Origin of the sequence: Bradyrhizobium sp. SZCCHNR1017 (assembly GCF_032381375.1) — a bacterium.
Classification (GTDB): Bacteria; Pseudomonadota; Alphaproteobacteria; order Rhizobiales; family Xanthobacteraceae; genus Bradyrhizobium.
This window is the reverse complement of record NZ_JAUHIR010000019.1, coordinates 80,679-98,130: the sequence shown is the minus strand read 5'-3', so window position 1 is coordinate 98,130 and position 17,452 is coordinate 80,679. Positions and strand designations below refer to the sequence as shown.

General features: G+C 66.8%; 14 protein-coding genes. 4 read left to right on the top strand and 10 right to left on the bottom strand.

Features of this window, described 5'->3' with window-relative positions; genetic code table 11:
• Positions 1-123 precede the first annotated feature (123 nt).
• Positions 124-1,917, top strand: coding sequence for a potassium/proton antiporter (locus tag QW863_RS31545; RefSeq protein WP_315715312.1), 1,794 nt, complete (start codon positions 124-126; stop codon positions 1,915-1,917).
• A 3-nt stretch (positions 1,918-1,920) separates the two neighbouring features.
• Here QW863_RS31545 and QW863_RS31540 read toward each other — a convergent pair whose 3' ends face one another.
• Together QW863_RS31540 and mepA are read right to left on the bottom strand one after the other, a co-directional pair.
• Positions 1,921-2,439: a hypothetical protein gene (locus QW863_RS31540; protein ID WP_315715313.1), complete on the bottom strand. Its 519-nt coding sequence runs from the start codon at positions 2,437-2,439 to the stop codon at positions 1,921-1,923.
• A gap of 173 nt (positions 2,440-2,612) precedes the next feature.
• Positions 2,613-3,554, bottom strand: coding sequence for a penicillin-insensitive murein endopeptidase (mepA, locus tag QW863_RS31535; RefSeq protein ID WP_315715314.1), 942 nt, complete (start codon positions 3,552-3,554; stop codon positions 2,613-2,615).
• Between the two features lie 394 nt (positions 3,555-3,948).
• On the opposite strand from mepA, the gene QW863_RS31530 reads away from it, so the two are divergent.
• Positions 3,949-6,168, top strand: a complete 2,220-nt coding sequence (locus QW863_RS31530) for a putative bifunctional diguanylate cyclase/phosphodiesterase (protein ID WP_315715315.1) — start codon at positions 3,949-3,951, stop codon at positions 6,166-6,168.
• On the opposite strand, the gene ftrA is transcribed toward QW863_RS31530, so the two are convergent.
• A complete protein-coding gene (ftrA, locus tag QW863_RS31525) occupies positions 6,142-7,173 on the bottom strand; it encodes a transcriptional regulator FtrA (RefSeq protein WP_315715316.1) in 1,032 nt (343 codons plus the stop codon). The two genes, QW863_RS31530 and ftrA, sit on opposite strands and share 27 nt — an antisense overlap.
• Before the next feature lie 99 nt (positions 7,174-7,272).
• Between ftrA and QW863_RS31520 the strand changes: the two genes are divergently transcribed.
• Complete coding sequence (locus QW863_RS31520) at positions 7,273-7,671, top strand: rhodanese-like domain-containing protein (protein ID WP_315715317.1); 399 nt, start codon at positions 7,273-7,275, stop codon at positions 7,669-7,671.
• 125 nt (positions 7,672-7,796) lie between these two features.
• Here QW863_RS31520 and QW863_RS31515 read toward each other — a convergent pair whose 3' ends face one another.
• Positions 7,797-9,764: a methyl-accepting chemotaxis protein gene (locus tag QW863_RS31515; protein WP_315715318.1), complete on the bottom strand. Its 1,968-nt coding sequence runs from the start codon at positions 9,762-9,764 to the stop codon at positions 7,797-7,799.
• 151 nt (positions 9,765-9,915) lie between these two features.
• Positions 9,916-11,727 (bottom strand): translation elongation factor 4, encoded by a 1,812-nt coding sequence (gene lepA / locus QW863_RS31510; RefSeq protein ID WP_315715319.1) that lies wholly within the window; start codon positions 11,725-11,727, stop codon positions 9,916-9,918.
• A gap of 116 nt (positions 11,728-11,843) precedes the next feature.
• Between lepA and QW863_RS31505 the strand changes: the two genes are divergently transcribed.
• The gene (locus QW863_RS31505; protein WP_315769676.1) at positions 11,844-13,448 is read left to right on the top strand and encodes a glycosyltransferase family 39 protein; all 1,605 of its coding nucleotides are present in this window, start codon (positions 11,844-11,846) and stop codon (positions 13,446-13,448) included.
• A 47-nt stretch (positions 13,449-13,495) separates the two neighbouring features.
• On the opposite strand, the gene QW863_RS36050 is transcribed toward QW863_RS31505, so the two are convergent.
• The 5 genes from QW863_RS36050 to QW863_RS31485 all read right to left on the bottom strand — a co-directional run bounded on the left by QW863_RS36050 (position 13,496) and on the right by QW863_RS31485 (position 17,305).
• Entirely contained in the window at positions 13,496-14,029 is a 534-nt protein-coding gene (locus tag QW863_RS36050) for a putative immunity protein (RefSeq protein ID WP_409998353.1), read from the bottom strand.
• Positions 14,030-14,118: 89 nt separating this feature from the next.
• Positions 14,119-14,448, bottom strand: a complete 330-nt coding sequence (locus QW863_RS31500) for an HPr family phosphocarrier protein (RefSeq protein ID WP_315715321.1) — start codon at positions 14,446-14,448, stop codon at positions 14,119-14,121.
• A complete protein-coding gene (locus tag QW863_RS31495) occupies positions 14,445-14,846 on the bottom strand; it encodes a PTS sugar transporter subunit IIA (protein ID WP_006611446.1) in 402 nt (133 codons plus the stop codon). Before QW863_RS31495 ends, QW863_RS31500 begins: the two co-directional genes overlap by 4 nt.
• A 195-nt stretch (positions 14,847-15,041) precedes the next feature.
• Positions 15,042-15,503 (bottom strand): HPr kinase/phosphatase C-terminal domain-containing protein, encoded by a 462-nt coding sequence (locus QW863_RS31490; RefSeq protein WP_315715322.1) that lies wholly within the window; start codon positions 15,501-15,503, stop codon positions 15,042-15,044.
• Positions 15,500-17,305, bottom strand: a complete 1,806-nt coding sequence (locus QW863_RS31485) for a sensor histidine kinase (protein ID WP_315715323.1) — start codon at positions 17,303-17,305, stop codon at positions 15,500-15,502. Before QW863_RS31485 ends, QW863_RS31490 begins: the two co-directional genes overlap by 4 nt.
• Positions 17,306-17,452: the final 147 nt, after the last annotated feature.

The window sequence follows — 17,452 nt, the reverse complement described above, 5'->3', positions numbered from 1 at the left end:
ATATACCCCGAACGCGGGCAAGGATGGAAAAATGGGCATATCGCCGCGATAAGAGCAAATCCGGTTGGCGTGCAAGTGTGGCGACGATAAGGATGTAAAACTCGGATCCATCAACGTTTTTTCATGTCATCCCTCGACGCCGTCAGCATTGCGATCCTCCTCGGTGCGGTCCTCGTGATGGCCGGCATCCTGTCGAGCCTGCTGGCGTTGCGCTTCGGCGCACCGCTGCTGCTGGTGTTCCTGGTGATCGGCATGCTGGCGGGCGATTCCGGCCCTGGTCATATCGAATTTCAGGACGTCCGTACCACCTATCTGGTGGGCTCCGTCGCGCTGGCGCTGATCCTGTTCGACGGCGGTCTGCGTACGCGCTTCCAGAGCATCCGCACCGTGCTGGCGCCCTCGATGGTGCTTGCGACCGTCGGCGTGCTGATGACCGCCTTCATCACCGCGCCCGTGGCGAAATATGCCCTCGACCTCGGCTGGACCGAGGCGATGCTGGTCGGCGCCGTCATCGCCTCGACGGATGCGGCGGCCGTGTTCCTGCTGGTCCACGCCCAGGGCCTGCGGCTGCGCCCGCGTGTCGGTGCCACGCTGGAGGCGGAGTCCGGCAGCAATGATCCGTTCGCGGTGTTCCTCACCCTGATGCTGGTCGAGCTGATCTCGGTCGGTCACGGGTCGTTCGGACATTTCGTGTTCGAGCTGATCCGCGAGGCGGTGCTCGGCACGCTGTTCGGCATCGTCGGCGGCCGCCTCGTCGTCATCGGCCTCAACAAGGTCGCGCTGCCGCAGGGCCTCCACGCGCCGTTCGTGACCACGGCCGCGCTGGTGATCTTCGGCATGGCGCAGATCGCCCACGGCTCCGGCTTCCTCGCGGTCTATCTCGCCGGCCTCATCGTCGGCAACCGGCCGACCCGCGCGCACAACTCTGTCGTCACCTTCCTCGACGCCGCGACGTGGCTCGCCCAGATCGTGATGTTCGTGCTGCTCGGGCTGCTGGTGTCGCCGCAGCGGCTGCTCGACAGCCTCCTGCCGGCGATTGCTGTTGCGCTGATGCTGATGCTGGTGGCGCGACCCGTTGCGGTGTTTGTCTGCCTCTATCCGTTCCGCTTCAACTGGCGGGAGAAGGCGTTCATCGCCTGGACCGGCCTGCGCGGCGCGGTCGCGATCTTCCTCGCCTCGATCCCGCTGCTGGTCGGCCTGTCCAGCGCCTATCTCTATTTCGACGTCGCGTTCGTGGTCGTGATCATCTCGCTGCTGGCGCAGGGCTGGACGCTCGGCGTGGCCGCGCGCAAGCTGCACGTGGCGCTGCCGCGCACGGATCGGGGCCCGCGCCGCATCGAGCTCGATCTGCCCGGCCAGCTCGAGCAGCAGCTGGTCGGCTATTCGATCCGCTCCAAGAGCCTGTACTTCCGCCGCGGCCTGATCCCGTCCTGGTCGAAGCCGACCCTGGTGATCCGTAACGAGCAGATTCTGTCGCCGCCCGAGGCCGAGCCGATCGCGCCGGGGGACTATCTCTATCTGCTGGCGCCGCCGGAAAAGGCCGAGTCGCTCGACCGCTTCTTCGTCGACATGCCGCCGTCGGCCGCGCCCGACCCGCATCTGCTCGGCGACTTCATGGTCTCGGCCGAGCATACGCTCGACGAGGTCGCCGGCATCTACGGCGTCAAGCTCGGCGAGGGCGAGGACAAGCTGACGCTCGCCGACTATTTCGACATCCATCTCGACAACGCGCCGAAGGAAGGCGCGACCGTGGCGCTCGACACCATCGTGCTGGTCGCCCGCTCGATCTCCGGCGGCCGCGTCAACGTGGTCGGACTGCGTCTGCCGGAGGACGAGGAGGATGTGCCGGTGCTGACGCGCAAGGAGCGGATGAAGCGCAAGCTGGCCAGTGTCTGGTCGTCGGTCGCAGGGGTGTGAGCGTCATTCTGCCGCCGGCAGGACGGCGATCGAGATCGCATTCTCCGGCGCGCCGCTGACCTGCAGCACGAAAGGCTTTGATCCCAGCTCGTACTTCATGGTCTTGCGAATGCCGTCGCAATCGGTGGCGCCGCTGAAGCCGGCCGGCTTGAGGATCTTGCCGTCCTGCACCACGTCGATCCAGGCCGCGGCCGACAGGCTGATGGTGTAGACGCCGGCCTTGGGCGCTCCGGCGATCCGCGTGAGGCCGGCGAAGCTGCCGTCCCTGGGCGCGCGCTCCGGCGGCATCGCCAGCTTGGCGTCAGCCGTCGGACGCAGCTCCAGCACAATCCCGGTCGCGGGAATAACGGCCATCTCGGCGCCAGATACGAGCTTCTCGCGGTCGGCTGCGGTCAGCGCGGCGTGCTCGCGCGCGATGTCCCATTTGAACTTGTCGCAGCCGCTCGGTTCGGCGGCAACCGCAGCCGAGTTCGCGGCCACCGTAACGAGGAAGGCGGTCGTGGCGGGACGGATCAGGATCATGACGGACTCGCGACTGTTACGCCGCGCAGCGGCGCGCGGCATCTTGATACCGCGATAACAGGAGGTGGAGGGACCGTCATCCCCTTCGATCGCCGCGCTGACGGCGCGAGCAATATCATCCTATGGCAATCGTCCCGCCGCTGCGACTCCCAATCACGGCAGCGTCGGCCGAATCAATTCTTGGCGTCCGGCGCATGCAGCACCGCTCGGCAGCCAGGCGGCAGTTGCGCCATCGTCAGCGGTTGCGGCGGCTTAGGGGGCTCTTTCGGCGGCAGCGGATGCAGCACCGCATCCGAGAACCAATAGTCGAGGTCGCCGCAGCCATCGCCGCCCTCCTGGTTGGTCTGGCCGTGGCAGTCCGGATTGCCCGGCGGGCACACCATGCGGATGTGGAAGTGATAGTCGTGGCCCCACCACGGCCGCACCTTGGTGAGCCAGCTACGGTCCCCCCTCGCGTCCCGGCACAGCGCCTTCTTGATCGCGGCGTTGACGAAGATGCGCTGCACCGACGGCTCCTGGGCCGCGGCGCGGATCACGGCGACGTGGCCCTTCGTGAACACCCGCGGATCGACATCGAGGCGATCAGGCCGAACCATCATGACCGCCGACATCTCCTCGCGCTCGTTGCGCGACAGCCTGTGGTCAGGCATCGGCGTCAGCCAGATGTCGGCGTCGAGCCCGATTTGATGGCTGGCATGGCCGGACAGCGCTGGTCCGCCGCGCGGCTGGCCGATGTCGCCGACCAGGATGCCGGGCCAGCCGGCATCCTTGTGCGCGCGGGTCGCCAGCCGCTTCAGCAGCGCGATCAGGTTGGGATGGCCGAAATTGCGGTTGCGCGACAGCCGCATCACCTGCCAGCCCTCGCCGTTGACCGGCATTCGCTCGGCTCCGGCGATGCAGCCGCGATTATAGGTGCCGATCACCCTGGTCGGTTGCGCCGACGGCAGGATCCTCCGGGCGAACAGCTCCTTGGCCGGCGTATTCGGATCGTCCGGATGCGCCAATGGCGGCAGGGCCTTTGGCTCGACGCTGCCCTTGTCCTGGGCATGGGCCGGGGCCGCCACGGCAATGACGGCCGAACTGATGATGGCGACCAGAATCAGGCGGACATGCATGGCGCCAGTGTAGCGTCTGCCGACCGGCCGAGTTGCCCAATTCTACGTCAACAGCGGGTCATTCGGGCCGTTTTAACCTGGCTCTAACCCTGCTGCCGGATTGGCGGAACCGGCTGAACACGGCTCAATTGCGTGAGTTCGTTCGGTAAATGAACAATAAGCGCAGGGCCATTGCACGGTATGCGGGTCTTTTCTGGCCCGTGGCAACCGACGTCACTTATCGCTGGTTGTACAGCAGCCCTTGGTTGATCCTCCGCGCAAGTCTCAACTCTCCAAATGCGCGAGTGCATCCACCTGTTCCCGTAACCAGTGGCTGTCGCGCCCTGCATCAAGATACCATTTTTTCAGAAACGTGGCCGAAAACTGCCGTTCGAGAAGGAGAGTGAGGCACGCGATGCGGCCCGTTCGGCCACCCACGGCAAAAAAGCGCAATCGCGTGCCAAGCGCCCGCGATGCAGTTCACCCGGTCAAGCCAAGCCCGAGATTGCGTCGGCACAATTTGCGCAAGCTCGCCCCCGTCGATGAGATCGGCGGCAAGTGCGCCGAAGCGGCGATGGCCGAGGCGAAGAAGGCGCATGATCGGCTCATCGAAGCGATCGACATTCTTCCCGAGGGGATCGTGTTCCTCGACGCCGACGGCCGCTACATTCTCTGGAACAAGAAATACGCCGAAATCTACAACCGCAGCTCGGACCTGTTCGAATCCGGCGCCCGGCTGCAGGATACGATCCGGATCGGCGTTGCCCGCGGCGACTATCCGGAAGCCGCGGGCCGCGAGGAGGAGTGGATCGCCGAGCGGCTCGAAAAGCTGTTCCATCCGAGCGGTCGCCACGAGCAGAAGCTGTCGGACGGCCGTACCATCCTGATCGAGGAGCGTCTGACCGGCGATGGCGGCATCGTTGGCCTGCGCGTCGACATCACCGAATTGAAGCAGCGCGAGGAGTCGTTCCGCCTGCTGTTCGACGGCAATCCGGTGCCGATGATCGTCTGCGCGACGGATGATGGGCGCGTGCTCGGCGTCAACGAAGCGGCGGCCCAGCATTACGGCTATAGCCGGGACGCCTTCGAGCGGCTCAGCATCCGCAGCCTGCAGGCCTATGATAGCGAGCCGCCCTGGGCAGGCGAGCAGTCCAGCGAGGACCAGGCGGCGCGCACCTGGAAGCATGTCCGCGCCGACGGCGCCCTGATCGATCTCGCGATCTATTCGCGCCATCTCGTCCACAATGCCCAGCCCGCGGTGCTGCTGGCGCTGATGGACATCACCGAACGCAAGCGCGCCGAGGCGCGGCTCGCCTTCCTGGCCCAGCACGACGCACTGACCGGCCTGCCGAGCCGCAACCTGCTGCGCCAGAAGATCGATGACAAGCTCACCCAGATGCGGCGCGGCTCCGAGAAGATCGCCGTGCTGGTGCTCGGCCTCGATAATTTCAAGTCGATCAACGATACCCTCGGCCACGCGGTCGGCGACCGGCTGTTGCGCGGGGTCGGCAAGCGGCTGCGCTCGGTCCTGCGCCAGGAGGACATCGTCGCGCGACTGAACTCCGACGAGTTCGCGGTGGTGCAGGGCGGGCAGGCGCGGCCGGAGGATGCGGCCCAGCTCTGCCGCCGGCTGCTGGAGGCGATCGCCGATCCCTATCTCATCGACGGCAACTCGGTGACGATCGGCGCTACGATCGGAATCGCCATGGCGCCGAACGATGGTGACGACGCCGAAAAGCTGCTCAAGAATGCCGACATGGCGCTGTCGCGCGCGAAGAACGAGACGCGCGGCTCCTTCAGCTATTTCGAATCCGGCATGGATGCGCGGGCGCAGAGCCGGCGTAAGATCGAATCCGAGCTGCGCGAGGCCATCCAGCGCGACGTGCTGCAGCCGCATTATCAGCCGCTGATCGACCTCTCGACCGGACGCATCACCGGTTTCGAGGCGCTGGCGCGCTGGCCGCATCCAGAGCGCGGCATGATCCCGCCGTCGGAGTTCATCCCGGTCGCCGAGGAGACCGGCCTGATTTCGGCGCTCGGCCGCGCGATGTTGCGGCACGCCTGCAACGACGCCGCGAAATGGCCGGACGACGTCCGTGTCGCCGTGAACATGTCGCCGCTGCAGTTCCGCGTCGGCAACGTGCTGTCGCTGGTGATGGACGTGCTGAAGCAGTCGGGCCTGCCGCCGAGCCGGCTCGAGCTCGAGATCACCGAGACTCTGGTGCTGGAGAAGAGCGGCCAGGTCCTGGCCACCCTGCATGCGCTGCGCGCGCTGGGCGTGCGCATCTCGATGGACGATTTCGGCACTGGCTATTCCAGCCTCAGCTATCTGCGCAGCTTTCCGTTCGACAAGATCAAGGTCGATCAGTCCTTCATCCGCGGTCTCGCGGCCAATCGCGAGGCGCAGGCGATCGTCCGCTCGATCGTCAGCCTGGGCAAGGGGCTCGGCGTCATCATCACGGCCGAGGGCGTCGAGACCGAGGCGGAGCTGCGCTGTCTGCGCGCCGAGGGCTGCCATGAAGGGCAGGGCTATCTGTTCAGCCGGCCCCGGCCCAATGTCGACATCGTCCGGCTCTTGCAGGCGCAGCGGGATGCCATGGACGGCACCTCACCCGGCAACGCGCTGGTGGCTTGAGCGAGCGACGTTGGCCGCTGTTGGACGCGCCTCGAAGCGCCGCCGATAGGCCGCGGGCGACGTTCCGACGATGCGCCGGAAAGCGACGCGAAACGTTTCGAGCGACCGGTAGCCGCACTGCGCCGAGATGTCCGCCAGGGAGAGCGTCGCATTCTCCAGCAGCTCCCGCGCCCGCGTCATGCGCTCCTGCTGCAGCCAGGCCGCAGGGCTCGCGCCCGTGCTGTCCTGGAACGCCCGCAGCAAGGTCCGCTCGCTCATCCCGGCGCGTTTTGCCATCGCGTTGACCGCAATCGGCTGCGCCAGTCGCGCCCGTGCCCAATCCATGACGTCGCCGATCGTCCGTCCCGGGCGGGCCTGGACCGGTGCGACGACGTATTGCGCCTGCCCGCCGTCCCGGTGCGGCGGCATCACCAGCCGCCGGGCAACGCTGTTCGCAACCTTGCTGCCGAAATCGCGCCGGACCAGATGCAGGCAGGCGTCGATGCCCGCCGCGCTGCCGGCTGAGGTGATGACATTGCCCTCGTCGACATAGAGCGTGTCCTCTTCGACGCGAATATTCGGATAGAGCCGCTTCAGGTCGGGAATGTGCCGCCAATGCGTGGTGGCGCGCCTGCCGTCGAGCAGGCCAGCGGCGGCCAGAACGAACACGCCGGAGCAGATCGACAAGCACCGCGCGCCGCGCGCGGCCGCCTGCGCGATGGCGCGCAGCAGGCGCTCGGGCGGCCGCTCGGTGCGGTCGCGCCATCCTGGAACGATGATCGTGCTGGCCTGCTTCAGGCGTGACAGGGGCGCGCCGGCCTCGACGACGATGCCGCCGGTCGCGCGGGCACGCCGCGCTTCGGCAGAGACCACCGTGAACCGGTACCAAGGGAAGTCGAACTCCGGCCGCGGCAGCCCGAAGACTTCGACCGCGATGCCGAACTCGAACGTGCACAGCCCGTCATAGGTGATGACGGCGACCAATCCCGGATTCGGGTGTGGAGCATGGGTTGCGGCGCGGGGCATTGGCGGAAACTTACCGAACTTTGTCCGATCCGTCACTTGGGTCGCCCCGGGTAGCGCGCGAGATTGGAGGAGCTCACGCAACGTCGCAGGAGAGAGACGATGACGACCCATGTCACCGAGGTGCCCGCAGCCCCGTCAGCCCAGGCGCTCGCCCATTTCGAGGCGATGCTCTCATTCGAGACCGATTGCTGGGACGTGCACGAGAGTCTGCATGCAGCAGCTCCGGACTTCATCCTGGTGGATGTCAGGGGCCCGGCCTCGTTTGCCAAGGGGCACATCACCGGCGCCATCAACATCCCGCACCGGACCATGACCGCGGACCGGATGGCCGAGTACGCGAAGGACAGGCTGTTCGTGGTCTACTGCGCCGGCCCGCACTGCAACGGCGCCAACCGCGCCGCGATCCGGCTTGCGCGGCTGGGACGGCCCGTGAAGATGATGATCGGCGGCATCACCGGCTGGCTCGACGAGGGCTTTGCGCTCACGACCGGCGATTGAAGCGGGAGCCCGGCTGTTACCTCATCACCAGCGTCGTCCCCGCGAACGCGGGGACGACGACGATTTTGGAGCTCGCCGCGTCGGAAGGCTGCGAGCCAAGAGGGCGGGATGGCGAAAGTCGCCTGCTACGCCGCCCTGCGCAGGCCGGCGAGGAAGGTGTCGACGCTCTTGAACAGGTCGTTCGCACGCTTGCCGAGGTCGCGCGTGGCGACCATGACGTGGTCGGCGAGCTCGCGTGACTGCTCGGCGGCGTCACTGGCGCCGACGACGTTCTGCGACACCTCGTTGGTCCCGGACGCCGCCTGCTGGACGCTGCGCGCGATCTCGCGCGTCGCCGAGTCTTGCTGCTCGACAGCGGCGGCGATGGTCGCGGCAATGCCGCTGATCTCCTGGATCGTTGTGCTGATGCCGCCGATGGCGGTCACGCAGTCGGACGTCGCGGCCTGGATCGAGGTGACCTGGCCGGCGATCTCCTCCGTCGCCTTGGCGGTCTGTCCGGCCAGCTCCTTGACCTCGGCTGCCACGACCGCGAAGCCGCGGCCCGCCTCGCCGGCACGCGCCGCCTCGATGGTCGCGTTGAGCGCCAGCAGGTTGGTCTGGCTCGCGATCGCGTCGATCAGGCGCAACACGTCGCCGATCCTCTCGGCGGCTGCGGCGAGGCTGCCGACCATCTCGGTGGTCTGGCGCGCCTTGACGACCGCGGCATCGGCCACCTTGCTGGAATGCGCGACCTGGCGGCCGATCTCGGTCACCGAGGAGGCGAGCTCCTCGGAGGCCGCAGCGACGGTCGACACGCCGCTCGAGGCTTCCTCGGACGCGGCAGCGGCGGCCGCTGCGCGCTGCGAGGTGCCGTTGACGCTGACCGTGATCTCGTGGACGACGCGCTCCATGTCCGCCGTGGCCTTGGCAACCGAGGACACCACGCCCTTGACGTCGGCCTCGAACCGGTCGGCCATCTGCCGCTGCAGCGCCTGCTTCTCCTGCTCGGCGCGGTGTTGCGTCGCCTCCTGCGCCTCGCGCAGGCTGGCCGTCTCGATCATGTTGCGGCGGAACACGTCGACCGCCTGCGCCATCGTGCCGAGCTCGTCCTTGCGCTGGCCGCCGGGGATCGCGACCTCGGTGTCGCCGCTCGACAGCCGGTGCATGACGGCGGTGATGGCGACCAACGGGCGCGAGATGCCGCGGGCGACGAACAGCGCGACGATGACGGCGAGCAGCAGGATTACGACCGTGCCGATGATCAGCTGCTGCTGCGCGCTGCTGGCTGCGGCCTCATAGGCGGTGGTGTCCTTGATCAGCTCCAGCACGGCGATCGGGTCGCCGGCGTAGTTCCTGATCTGGCCGGCATAGACCGCGGCGGGCTTGCCGGCCAGGGTGGCATCGCGCAGCAGCGCCGTGCCCTTGAACACCGCGAGCACCTCGTCCGGGGTGGCGACGGTCTCGTCGCCGAACGTCGAGGACAGCCGCTTCGGCTGGCCGTCGTTGATCCAGTAGACGGCGAGATCGATGCCGAAGCGCTGCTTGGCGCGCTCGACGAATTCCTTGCCGAAGGCGGCGCCGACGTCGACGGTGGCGATCACCTTGCCGTCGCGCACGATCGGGGTCATGCCGAAGATGCCGAGCGACAGCCGGCTCTGCTCGACGCCGGCGATCAGGCGGCCGGTCTGGTTGGCCTGCACCACGGTGATGCGGCGCTTCGAGGTGTCGTCGCCGAACACCTTGGGCTCATGCACGCGATAGAAATTGGTGGCCGGCGGCGCCCATACGTTCACCAGCGGAATGCCCTGCGCCTTCAGCGACGTCATGGCGCCGCCGAGCAGGGCGCCAAGCGCGTCGCGGTCGCCCTTGAGGTAGGCGTCGGCGATCGGGGGCAGCGCCGCCAGGGTGGAGCTGACCGCCAGCGCGGCGCGGCCTTCATAGTCGATGCCGGCCGACACGCTGTCGAACTGCAGCTTGAGCTGCTGCTCCAGCGCCAGTCGGGTCAGAGCGCGCTGCTGGATGACGGAGAAGGTGCCGAGCACGGCACAGGCGATGGCGACGGTCAGCGAGAGTGCGATGATCAGGCGGGCGGAGATCGACCGGAGGCGGGACATTCGGGGCATTCCTTGCTTTGCAGCAAGGGTCCCAGGATACCATTAAGGAACAGATACCGTAGTTGCACGGGAGCGCTGGTTCCGCTTTGGAATCCGGATTTTCTTCAGCCTATCGTGCTGATGAAACCAGGAGAGGGGGCGGGCCCGCGCCTCAGCTATCCACCTTGAGGGCGGCGATGAAGGCTTCCTGCGGGATGTCGACCTTGCCGAACTGCCGCATCTTCTTCTTGCCTTCCTTCTGCTTCTCCAGAAGCTTGCGCTTGCGGGTGATGTCGCCGCCGTAGCACTTCGCGGTGACGTCCTTGCGCAGCGCGCGCACGGTCTCGCGCGCGATCACCTTGCCGCCGATCGCCGCCTGGATCGGGATCTGGAACATGTGCGGCGGGATCAGGTCCTTCATCTTCTCGACCATGGCGCGTCCCCGGCCTTCGGCGCGGGTCCGGTGCACCAGCATCGACAGCGCATCGACTGGCTCGTTGTTGACGAGGATCTGCATCTTGACGAGATCGGCCGGCTTGTAGTCGGTCAAATGATAGTCGAACGAGGCGTAGCCCTTGGAGACCGATTTCAGCCGATCGTAGAAGTCGAACACCACCTCGTTGAGCGGCAGGTCGTATTTGACCATCGCGCGGCTGCCGACGTAGGTCAGCTCCTTCTGATTGCCGCGGCGGTCCTGGCAGAGCTTGAGCACGCTGCCGAGATATTCGTCCGGCGTCAGGATCGTCGCCTCGATCCAGGGCTCCTGAATCTCGGCGATTTTGACCACGTCGGGCATGTCGACCGGGTTGTGGATCTCGATCTCCTCGCCGTCGGTCAGCTTCATCTTGTAGATGACGCTCGGCGCCGTCGCGATCAGGTTGAGATCGAACTCGCGGGAGAGACGCTCCTGGATGATCTCCAGATGCAAGAGGCCGAGGAAGCCGCAGCGGAAGCCGAAGCCGAGCGCGGCGGACGTCTCCATCTCGAACGAGAAGCTGGCGTCGTTGAGCCTGAGCTTGCCCATTGCGGCGCGCAATGTTTCGAAATCATCGGCGTCGACTGGGAACAGGCCGCAGAACACGACCGGGATGGCCGGCTTGAAGCCCGGCAGCATCTCCGAGACGGGCTTGCGGTCGTCGGTGATGGTGTCGCCGACGCGGGTGTCGGCCACCTCCTTGATCGCGGCGGTGATGAAGCCGATCTCGCCGGGCCCGAGCTCGTCGACCTGCGTCATCTTCGGCGTGAAGAAGCCGACGCGCTCGACGTCATAGGCGGCCCCGGTGCCCATCATCCGGACGCGCTGGCCCTTCTTCATCACGCCGTCCACGATGCGCACCAGCACGACGACGCCGAGATAGACGTCGTACCAGCTGTCGACCAGCAGCGCCTTCAGGGTCGCCTCGCGGTCGCCCTTGGGCGGCGGCAGGCGGGTGACGATCGCCTCCAGCACGTCGGGAATGCCGAGGCCGGTCTTGGCGGAGATCATCACCGCGTCGGAGGCGTCGATACCGATCACGTCCTCGATCTGCTGCTTGATCTTCTCGGGCTCGGCCGCCGGCAGGTCGATCTTGTTGAGGACCGGGACGATCTCGTGATTGTTGTCGAGCGCCTGGTAGACGTTGGCGAGCGTCTGCGCCTCGACGCCCTGGCTGGCGTCGACCACCAGCAGCGAGCCTTCGCAGGCCGCCAGCGACCGGGAGACTTCGTAGGCGAAGTCGACGTGGCCGGGCGTGTCCATCAGGTTGAAGATGTAATCCTTGCCGTCCTTGGCATGGTAACGCAGGCGCACGGTCTGCGCCTTGATGGTGATGCCGCGCTCGCGCTCGATGTCCATCGAATCGAGCACCTGCTCCTTGCCCGCCATCTCGCGGTCCGACAGCCCGCCCGTCATCTGGATCAGGCGGTCGGCCAAAGTGGACTTTCCATGGTCGATATGGGCGACGATGGAGAAGTTGCGGATGTTGGGAATGGGGGCGGTCGTCATGGGTCGCGCAGATAGCACCCCAAGCCCCTCACCAGCAACCATATTGCTGAATTTCCAGGGGCTTTCTTCACGGCAAGCTGATTCCCCGCGCCGCCAAAACAGGCTACCGAGGGCGGATGTCGAGTACCTCTCTTCCGCCTCTCGCGGCGCGCATGCGCGGCCGTCTCGGACCGCGGCGAATCTCCGCCTGGCTGGTGGCGCGCGCCACGGCGCCGGCAACGTCGATCTGGGTCGTCGTCACCTTCGCGATCGTCCATGCCGTGCTGTGGACGGCGATCCTGACCAATCTGAAGGCGGCGCAGGACGTCCATATGGACGTCGCCGAGGCCTATGCCTGGGGCAGCCGCTTCCTGCTCGGCTACGGCAAGCATCCGCCGCTGTCGGGCTGGATCGCGGGGCTGTGGTTCGCGGTGTTTCCGGTCAAGGACTGGGCGACGTATGCGCTGGCGATGGCCGTGAACGGCAGCGGCCTCGTCATCGTCTGGCTCGCGAGCCTCAAGGTGGTCGACCGCCGCCGCGCCTTCTTCGTCGTGGTGATGGTCGCGCTGTACCCGATCTTCAATTTCAAGGGCTTCAAGTACAACGCCGACCTGGTCCAGCTGCTGACCCTGCCGCTGCTGGTGCTGGCCTATCTCAACGCGTTCGAGAAGCGCAGCGCCGCCTCCGGCCTGTGGCTCGGCCTCGCCGGCGCGGCGGCGCTGATGACCAAATATTGGGTGCTGACCATGATCGGCGCCATCGGCCTTGCGGCGCTGCTGCACCCGGAACGGTTGCGCTTCCTGGCGTCGCCCGCGCCGTGGGTCGCGATCGTCACCATGCTGGTGGCGATGATCCCGCATCTGGTGTGGCTGTGGCGGGTCGATTTCGTCGCCATCACCTATGCCGGGGATGTCTATACGCTGTCGGATCGCGGCCGCGCCGCCGAGCTCGTGCTCGGCTATGTCGGCCACAATCTGGCGCTGCTGGCCTTGCCGGTGGCGCTGGCAGCGCTGGTGATGGCCTGGCCGCCGCGATTCGCCTTCCGCAACTGGCGCGGCGGTCCCAATCCTGGCGTGAATGTAAGCCAGGCGATCAATGTTTGGCTGGTGCAGGCGATCGTTGCCGTCGGGCCGCCGCTCGGCGGCCTCGCCTTCACGATCTACATGAAGACCGATTGGGGCATCTCGCTGTTCTTCCTGGTGCCGCTGGCGCTGGTCGCAATTCCCGCGCTGCGGCTGCGATCGGTCATGCTGCCGCGGCTCGCCGCCGTCTGGCTCGTCCTGTCGCTGCTCACGCTGATCGCCTCGCCCTGGATTGCCCGGCGCGAGATGGCCGCCAATCCGAACGGCGCCACCGGCTATGGCGCCCGTTCGGAGCTGGCGCGGGAGCTGACCAAGGCCTGGCATGGCCGATTCGGCTCGCCCTGGCCGCTGGTGGCCGGCTTTGCCGAGATGAACACGCCGATGACCTTCTACAGCCCGGACCACCCAAGGCCGTTCACGGTGCCCACCACGGCGGAGGAGACCTGGAGTTCCGGCCTGAGCGCGCTGGAGGACCTCAAGCGCGAGGGGTTCATCGGCATCTGCGACACCACCGACAACCGGATCGCGGCCTGCGAGGCCTGGATGGCCAAGGAGGCCCCGAAAGCCGAGCCGCTGGTCATGACCACGCAGCGCTTCTTCCACGGCCAGGCGGGCCCTGCAATCGTTTGGAAGGTGTATATTCAGGCATCGGGGGGATAGCTCCGCGGTCGTCCCGGCCAAGCGCTCCTGCGCGCGAGGCCTCCCGATCACCGGAGCAGGGAATCGAGCTGGCGGATCAGCTCTCCGACCCGGCCTCCTCCGGGCGGCGGACCAGGATAACGCCTGAGGACGTCCACGACCTCTCGAGAAGCAAGGAGCCGTGATCGCGCGAGGTAGTCAGCGCCGACGGCGGGAACGTCTCCGGCCGAGATTTCGAAAGCTCGCGCCGCGTGGCCGGCAGCTCCGAGGATGTGCTTGACCTGGGAAGGGTTCGCGAGGGGATGAAGGAAGCCCGCGCCCGCCGCGGCGAGGGCAGCGCGAGCGGCCTCATAGGCCGCGCGCAACCCTTCATCGCGGGCTTCGATTGCCGCCCGCTGCGCCGCCCACGCGCTATCCCGTAGGGATTTGCTCCGACTCCCGCCGCTCGCAAAGCTTCGGGCGGCCTGTATTGCGGCTCGTGCACGAAGATCATCCGGTCGGTCGCGTTCGAAGATCGCCAGCGCCGGATGTGCAGAGAGGGCGGCGTATTCAGCCACGGCTCGCAGGTCTGCCTCGCTCAGCCGAATAGTGCTACTGGACATGCCATCCTTACCGCGTCGCGATGCGAGGATAGGCGCAAATCGGGTAGAATGCCCCATTGCGGCATGGCGAAACGCGTTTCGGGAGGCCCTTACACGCCTTCTTCGTGGAACTTGTCGTTCACCAGGTCGGTGATCGCCTGCAGCGCGGCCTCCGCCTCGGGCCCCGTGGCGGAGACCAGGATCTTGGTTCCCGGCGCCGCCGCCAGCATCATCAGGCCCATGATCGAGCGGCCGCCGACGGTCTCGCCGCCGCGCGTCACCCAGACCTCGGCCTGGAACTTCTCGACCATCTGCACGAATTTCGCCGAGGCCCGCGCATGCAGGCCGCGCTTGTTGGTGATCAGCAGCTCTCGCGAGATGGCTCCGGCAGGGACAGCCGGGCCGGCGACGTTGTCCTGCTGAGCATCCTCGTCGCTCATTTGCCGGCGAGCACCCGGCTGGCGATGGTGACGTATTTGCGTCCCGCCTCCTGCGCCATGGCGATGGCGTCGGGCAGCGAGCGCTCCTCGCGCACCTTGGCGAGCTTCACCAGCATGGGCAGGTTGATGCCCGCGAGCACCTCGACCTTGGGCCGGCTCATGCAGGAGATGGCGAGGTTCGACGGCGTGCCGCCGAACATGTCGGTGAGAATGGCGACACCGTCGCCGGTGTCGACGCGGTTCACGGCTTCGATGATGTCGCTGCGACAGAGATCGGAATCATCGTCGGCGCCAATCGTGACCGCTTCGATTTGTTTTTGAGGACCCATGACGTGTTCCAGCGCCGCCCTGAACTCGTCGGCGAGGCGCCCATGGGTCACCAGTACCAGGCCAATCATCGGATACTCCTCGCGGGCGCCTTGGGTGCACCGCACGAACGCGCCACTTTGACCATCCGGAGCCCTCGCGCAAGAGGGCATATTCGCGAGTCTCCCGGATTCTGGCATACAGAATGGGAGGGGGCGGCGGTCTACTCGGTCGCGATAGTGGGGCTGATATGGTTACCAATTTGCCCCACACAATCGGCCGAAAGATTACCGGAACATGAAAGCTTGAGTGGTAATTAGTTCCGCTACAACCAACGGGAGGGGTGAGAAGCCCGGGCCGACAGGTATCCGTGGCAATTCGATACCGTTGAGATGAATCCGAAGCGATTCGGCGTTCGGCAGGCGGGCAGCGTCCTCGGCCATCAGGTCAACCACAAGCCCAAGTTTCGCCTCCGACGCATGGTCGCAGGCGCGGATTCCAAGGCCGCGGATCTCGATCAGCCCGGCCAGAGCGGGCGCGGGGCTCACCCACATTTCCCCGCCGCGTGTGGCGAGATGAACACGGTCGTCGCCCACCAGAACCGTTGGCGGCAGCTGTCCCGCGCGTCCGGCGAGGATCAGATCGAAGGCGAGTCGGGATTTACCGGAACCGGAGGGGCCCCGGATCAGGACGGCCTGCTCCCCAACCTGGACGGCAGACGCATGGATGCTCGCCGTTTCGTTCGTCACGACGCCGGCAGCCGGACGACGAAGCGAGCCCCGGCCGAGGTCGGATGTCCGTCGGCGTCAACAGGGCCGGGCCGGTTCTCGGCCCAGATCCGCCCGCCATGGGCGTCGATGATCTGCTTGGAGATCGACAGGCCCAGCCCGGAATTCTGGCCAAAGCCCTGGTGCGGCCGGTCGGTATAGAACCGCTCGAAGATGCGCTGCAGGGCGTCCTCGCGAATGCCGGGGCCGTCATCATCGACGGTGATCTCGATCTCCGAGCGCACGCGCCGGCAGGTGATGCGGACCTTGCCGCCGGCCGCGGAGAACGATTGCGCGTTCGACAGAAGGTTGGAGATCACCTGGCCGAGCCGCGAATCATGACCGGGCACCGAGAAGGTGTCGTTGGCGCCGCGGCCCTCGAAGCGGACCTCGACGGTGACGTCGGTGCCGAGCTTGGTCTCGTTGGCGACCGAGGTCAGCGTGTTCAGCAGCCGGCGCAGATCGACCAGGGTCATGTCCTGGCGCTGCAGCTCGGCATCGAGCCGGCTGGCGTCGGAAATGTCGGAGATCAGCCGGTCGAGCCGCTTCACGTCGTGCTCGATCACGGCGAGCAGGCGGGCGCGGCTGTTGTCGTTGCGCGCCAGCGGCAGCGTCTCGACCGCCGAGCGCAGCGAGGTCAGCGGGTTCTTGAGCTCGTGGGCAACGTCGGCGGCGAACATCTCGATCGCCTCGATGCGGTTGTAGAGCGCGTCCGTCATGTCGCGCAGCGCCCCGGAGAGATGGCCGATCTCGTCGCGGCGGCGGGTGAAGTCGGGAATCTCGACGCGGGTCTTGATGCGGCGGCGGACCCGCTCGGCACTGTCGGCGAGCCGGCGCACGGGTCCGGCGATGGTGCTGGCGAGCAGCAGCGACAGCACGATCATGACGGCGGAGGCGACGCCGCCGACCTTCAGAATGGCAAGACGCTCGGCGGTGACCATCTGGTCGATGTCGTCGCCCTGTGTCGACAGCATCAGGGCGCCGTGGATGGTGCGCGAGCGCTGCACCGACACCGCGACCGAAACGATCACTTCGCCGCGCGAATTGACCCTCACCATGCTGCGCTTCTGGCCCTTCAGCGCGTCCGCGACTTCCTCGTAGCCGTTGCCGTTCTCGGGGCCATATTCGCGGTACAGCGGCAGGTCGCCGCGATTGAGCCAGGTGCGGACCGAGATCAGCGCACGCTCGACGAAGCCGGGCTTCTCGCTCGACGGCGGCGGCAGGTCGAAGCGCAGCACGTTCTCCAGGTTGCGGCTGTCGAGCAGGAGCCCGCCATTCGGATCATAGATGCGCGCGCGCGTCTTGGTCGGCGAGATCAGCGTGCGCAGCACCGGCGCGACCCGTTCCGGATTGATCGGGAAGTCGAGCGGCGAATATTCGTCCGGCGCGCCGTAGCTCTCGCCGGGCTTGAGATCGAGCAGGCGCTCGGGATCGATGGTGATGGTGTTGGTCTGTACCGTGGCCGAGGCGGCGATGGCGCCGGCGATGATCTCGGCCTGCACCAGGAGGCTCTGCGCGCGCGCGTCGATCAGGCCGGCGCGGAACTGCGACAGGTACAGGATGCTTGCAACCAGTGCGAGCAGGCCGGCGATGTTCAGCGAGACGATGCGGCGGGTGAGGCTCGAGAACGATAGCGCGAACAGGAACTGTCCGGCGCGGCGCAGCCAGCTCAGCGGACGCTGCCAGCCGGAGACCTGCGGGGTCTCGTCCGCCGCCTCGGACGCGATCGCGGCGGCGGCGTCGTGGGCGTCCACGGCTGGGTCAAGCTGCGTGCGATCGAGCAATGTGAGTGCTCCGATTCCGAATTTCGTAGGGGTTGTGCGGCGAATTCCCGTGAGAACTCGACTTGCCGCACCCGAATTCGCCGCAACAATGGCCCCGTTCCGGCATCTGCGCTCGGACAAACGCGCAGGAGGCGTAGCCTATCCAAT

Coding starts and splice junctions, on each gene's coding strand:
- QW863_RS31545 (WP_315715312.1), top strand. CDS start 124: ATGTCATCCCTCGACGCCGTCAGCATTGCGATCCTCCTCGGTGCGGTC.
- QW863_RS31540 (WP_315715313.1), bottom strand. CDS start 2,439: ATGATCCTGATCCGTCCCGCCACGACCGCCTTCCTCGTTACGGTGGCC.
- mepA (WP_315715314.1), bottom strand. CDS start 3,554: ATGCATGTCCGCCTGATTCTGGTCGCCATCATCAGTTCGGCCGTCATT.
- QW863_RS31530 (WP_315715315.1), top strand. CDS start 3,949: ATGCGGCCCGTTCGGCCACCCACGGCAAAAAAGCGCAATCGCGTGCCA.
- ftrA (WP_315715316.1), bottom strand. CDS start 7,173: ATGCCCCGCGCCGCAACCCATGCTCCACACCCGAATCCGGGATTGGTC.
- QW863_RS31520 (WP_315715317.1), top strand. CDS start 7,273: ATGACGACCCATGTCACCGAGGTGCCCGCAGCCCCGTCAGCCCAGGCG.
- QW863_RS31515 (WP_315715318.1), bottom strand. CDS start 9,764: ATGTCCCGCCTCCGGTCGATCTCCGCCCGCCTGATCATCGCACTCTCG.
- lepA (WP_315715319.1), bottom strand. CDS start 11,727: ATGACGACCGCCCCCATTCCCAACATCCGCAACTTCTCCATCGTCGCC.
- QW863_RS31505 (WP_315769676.1), top strand. CDS start 11,844: ATGTCGAGTACCTCTCTTCCGCCTCTCGCGGCGCGCATGCGCGGCCGT.
- QW863_RS36050 (WP_409998353.1), bottom strand. CDS start 14,029: ATGTCCAGTAGCACTATTCGGCTGAGCGAGGCAGACCTGCGAGCCGTG.
- QW863_RS31500 (WP_315715321.1), bottom strand. CDS start 14,448: ATGAGCGACGAGGATGCTCAGCAGGACAACGTCGCCGGCCCGGCTGTC.
- QW863_RS31495 (WP_006611446.1), bottom strand. CDS start 14,846: ATGATTGGCCTGGTACTGGTGACCCATGGGCGCCTCGCCGACGAGTTC.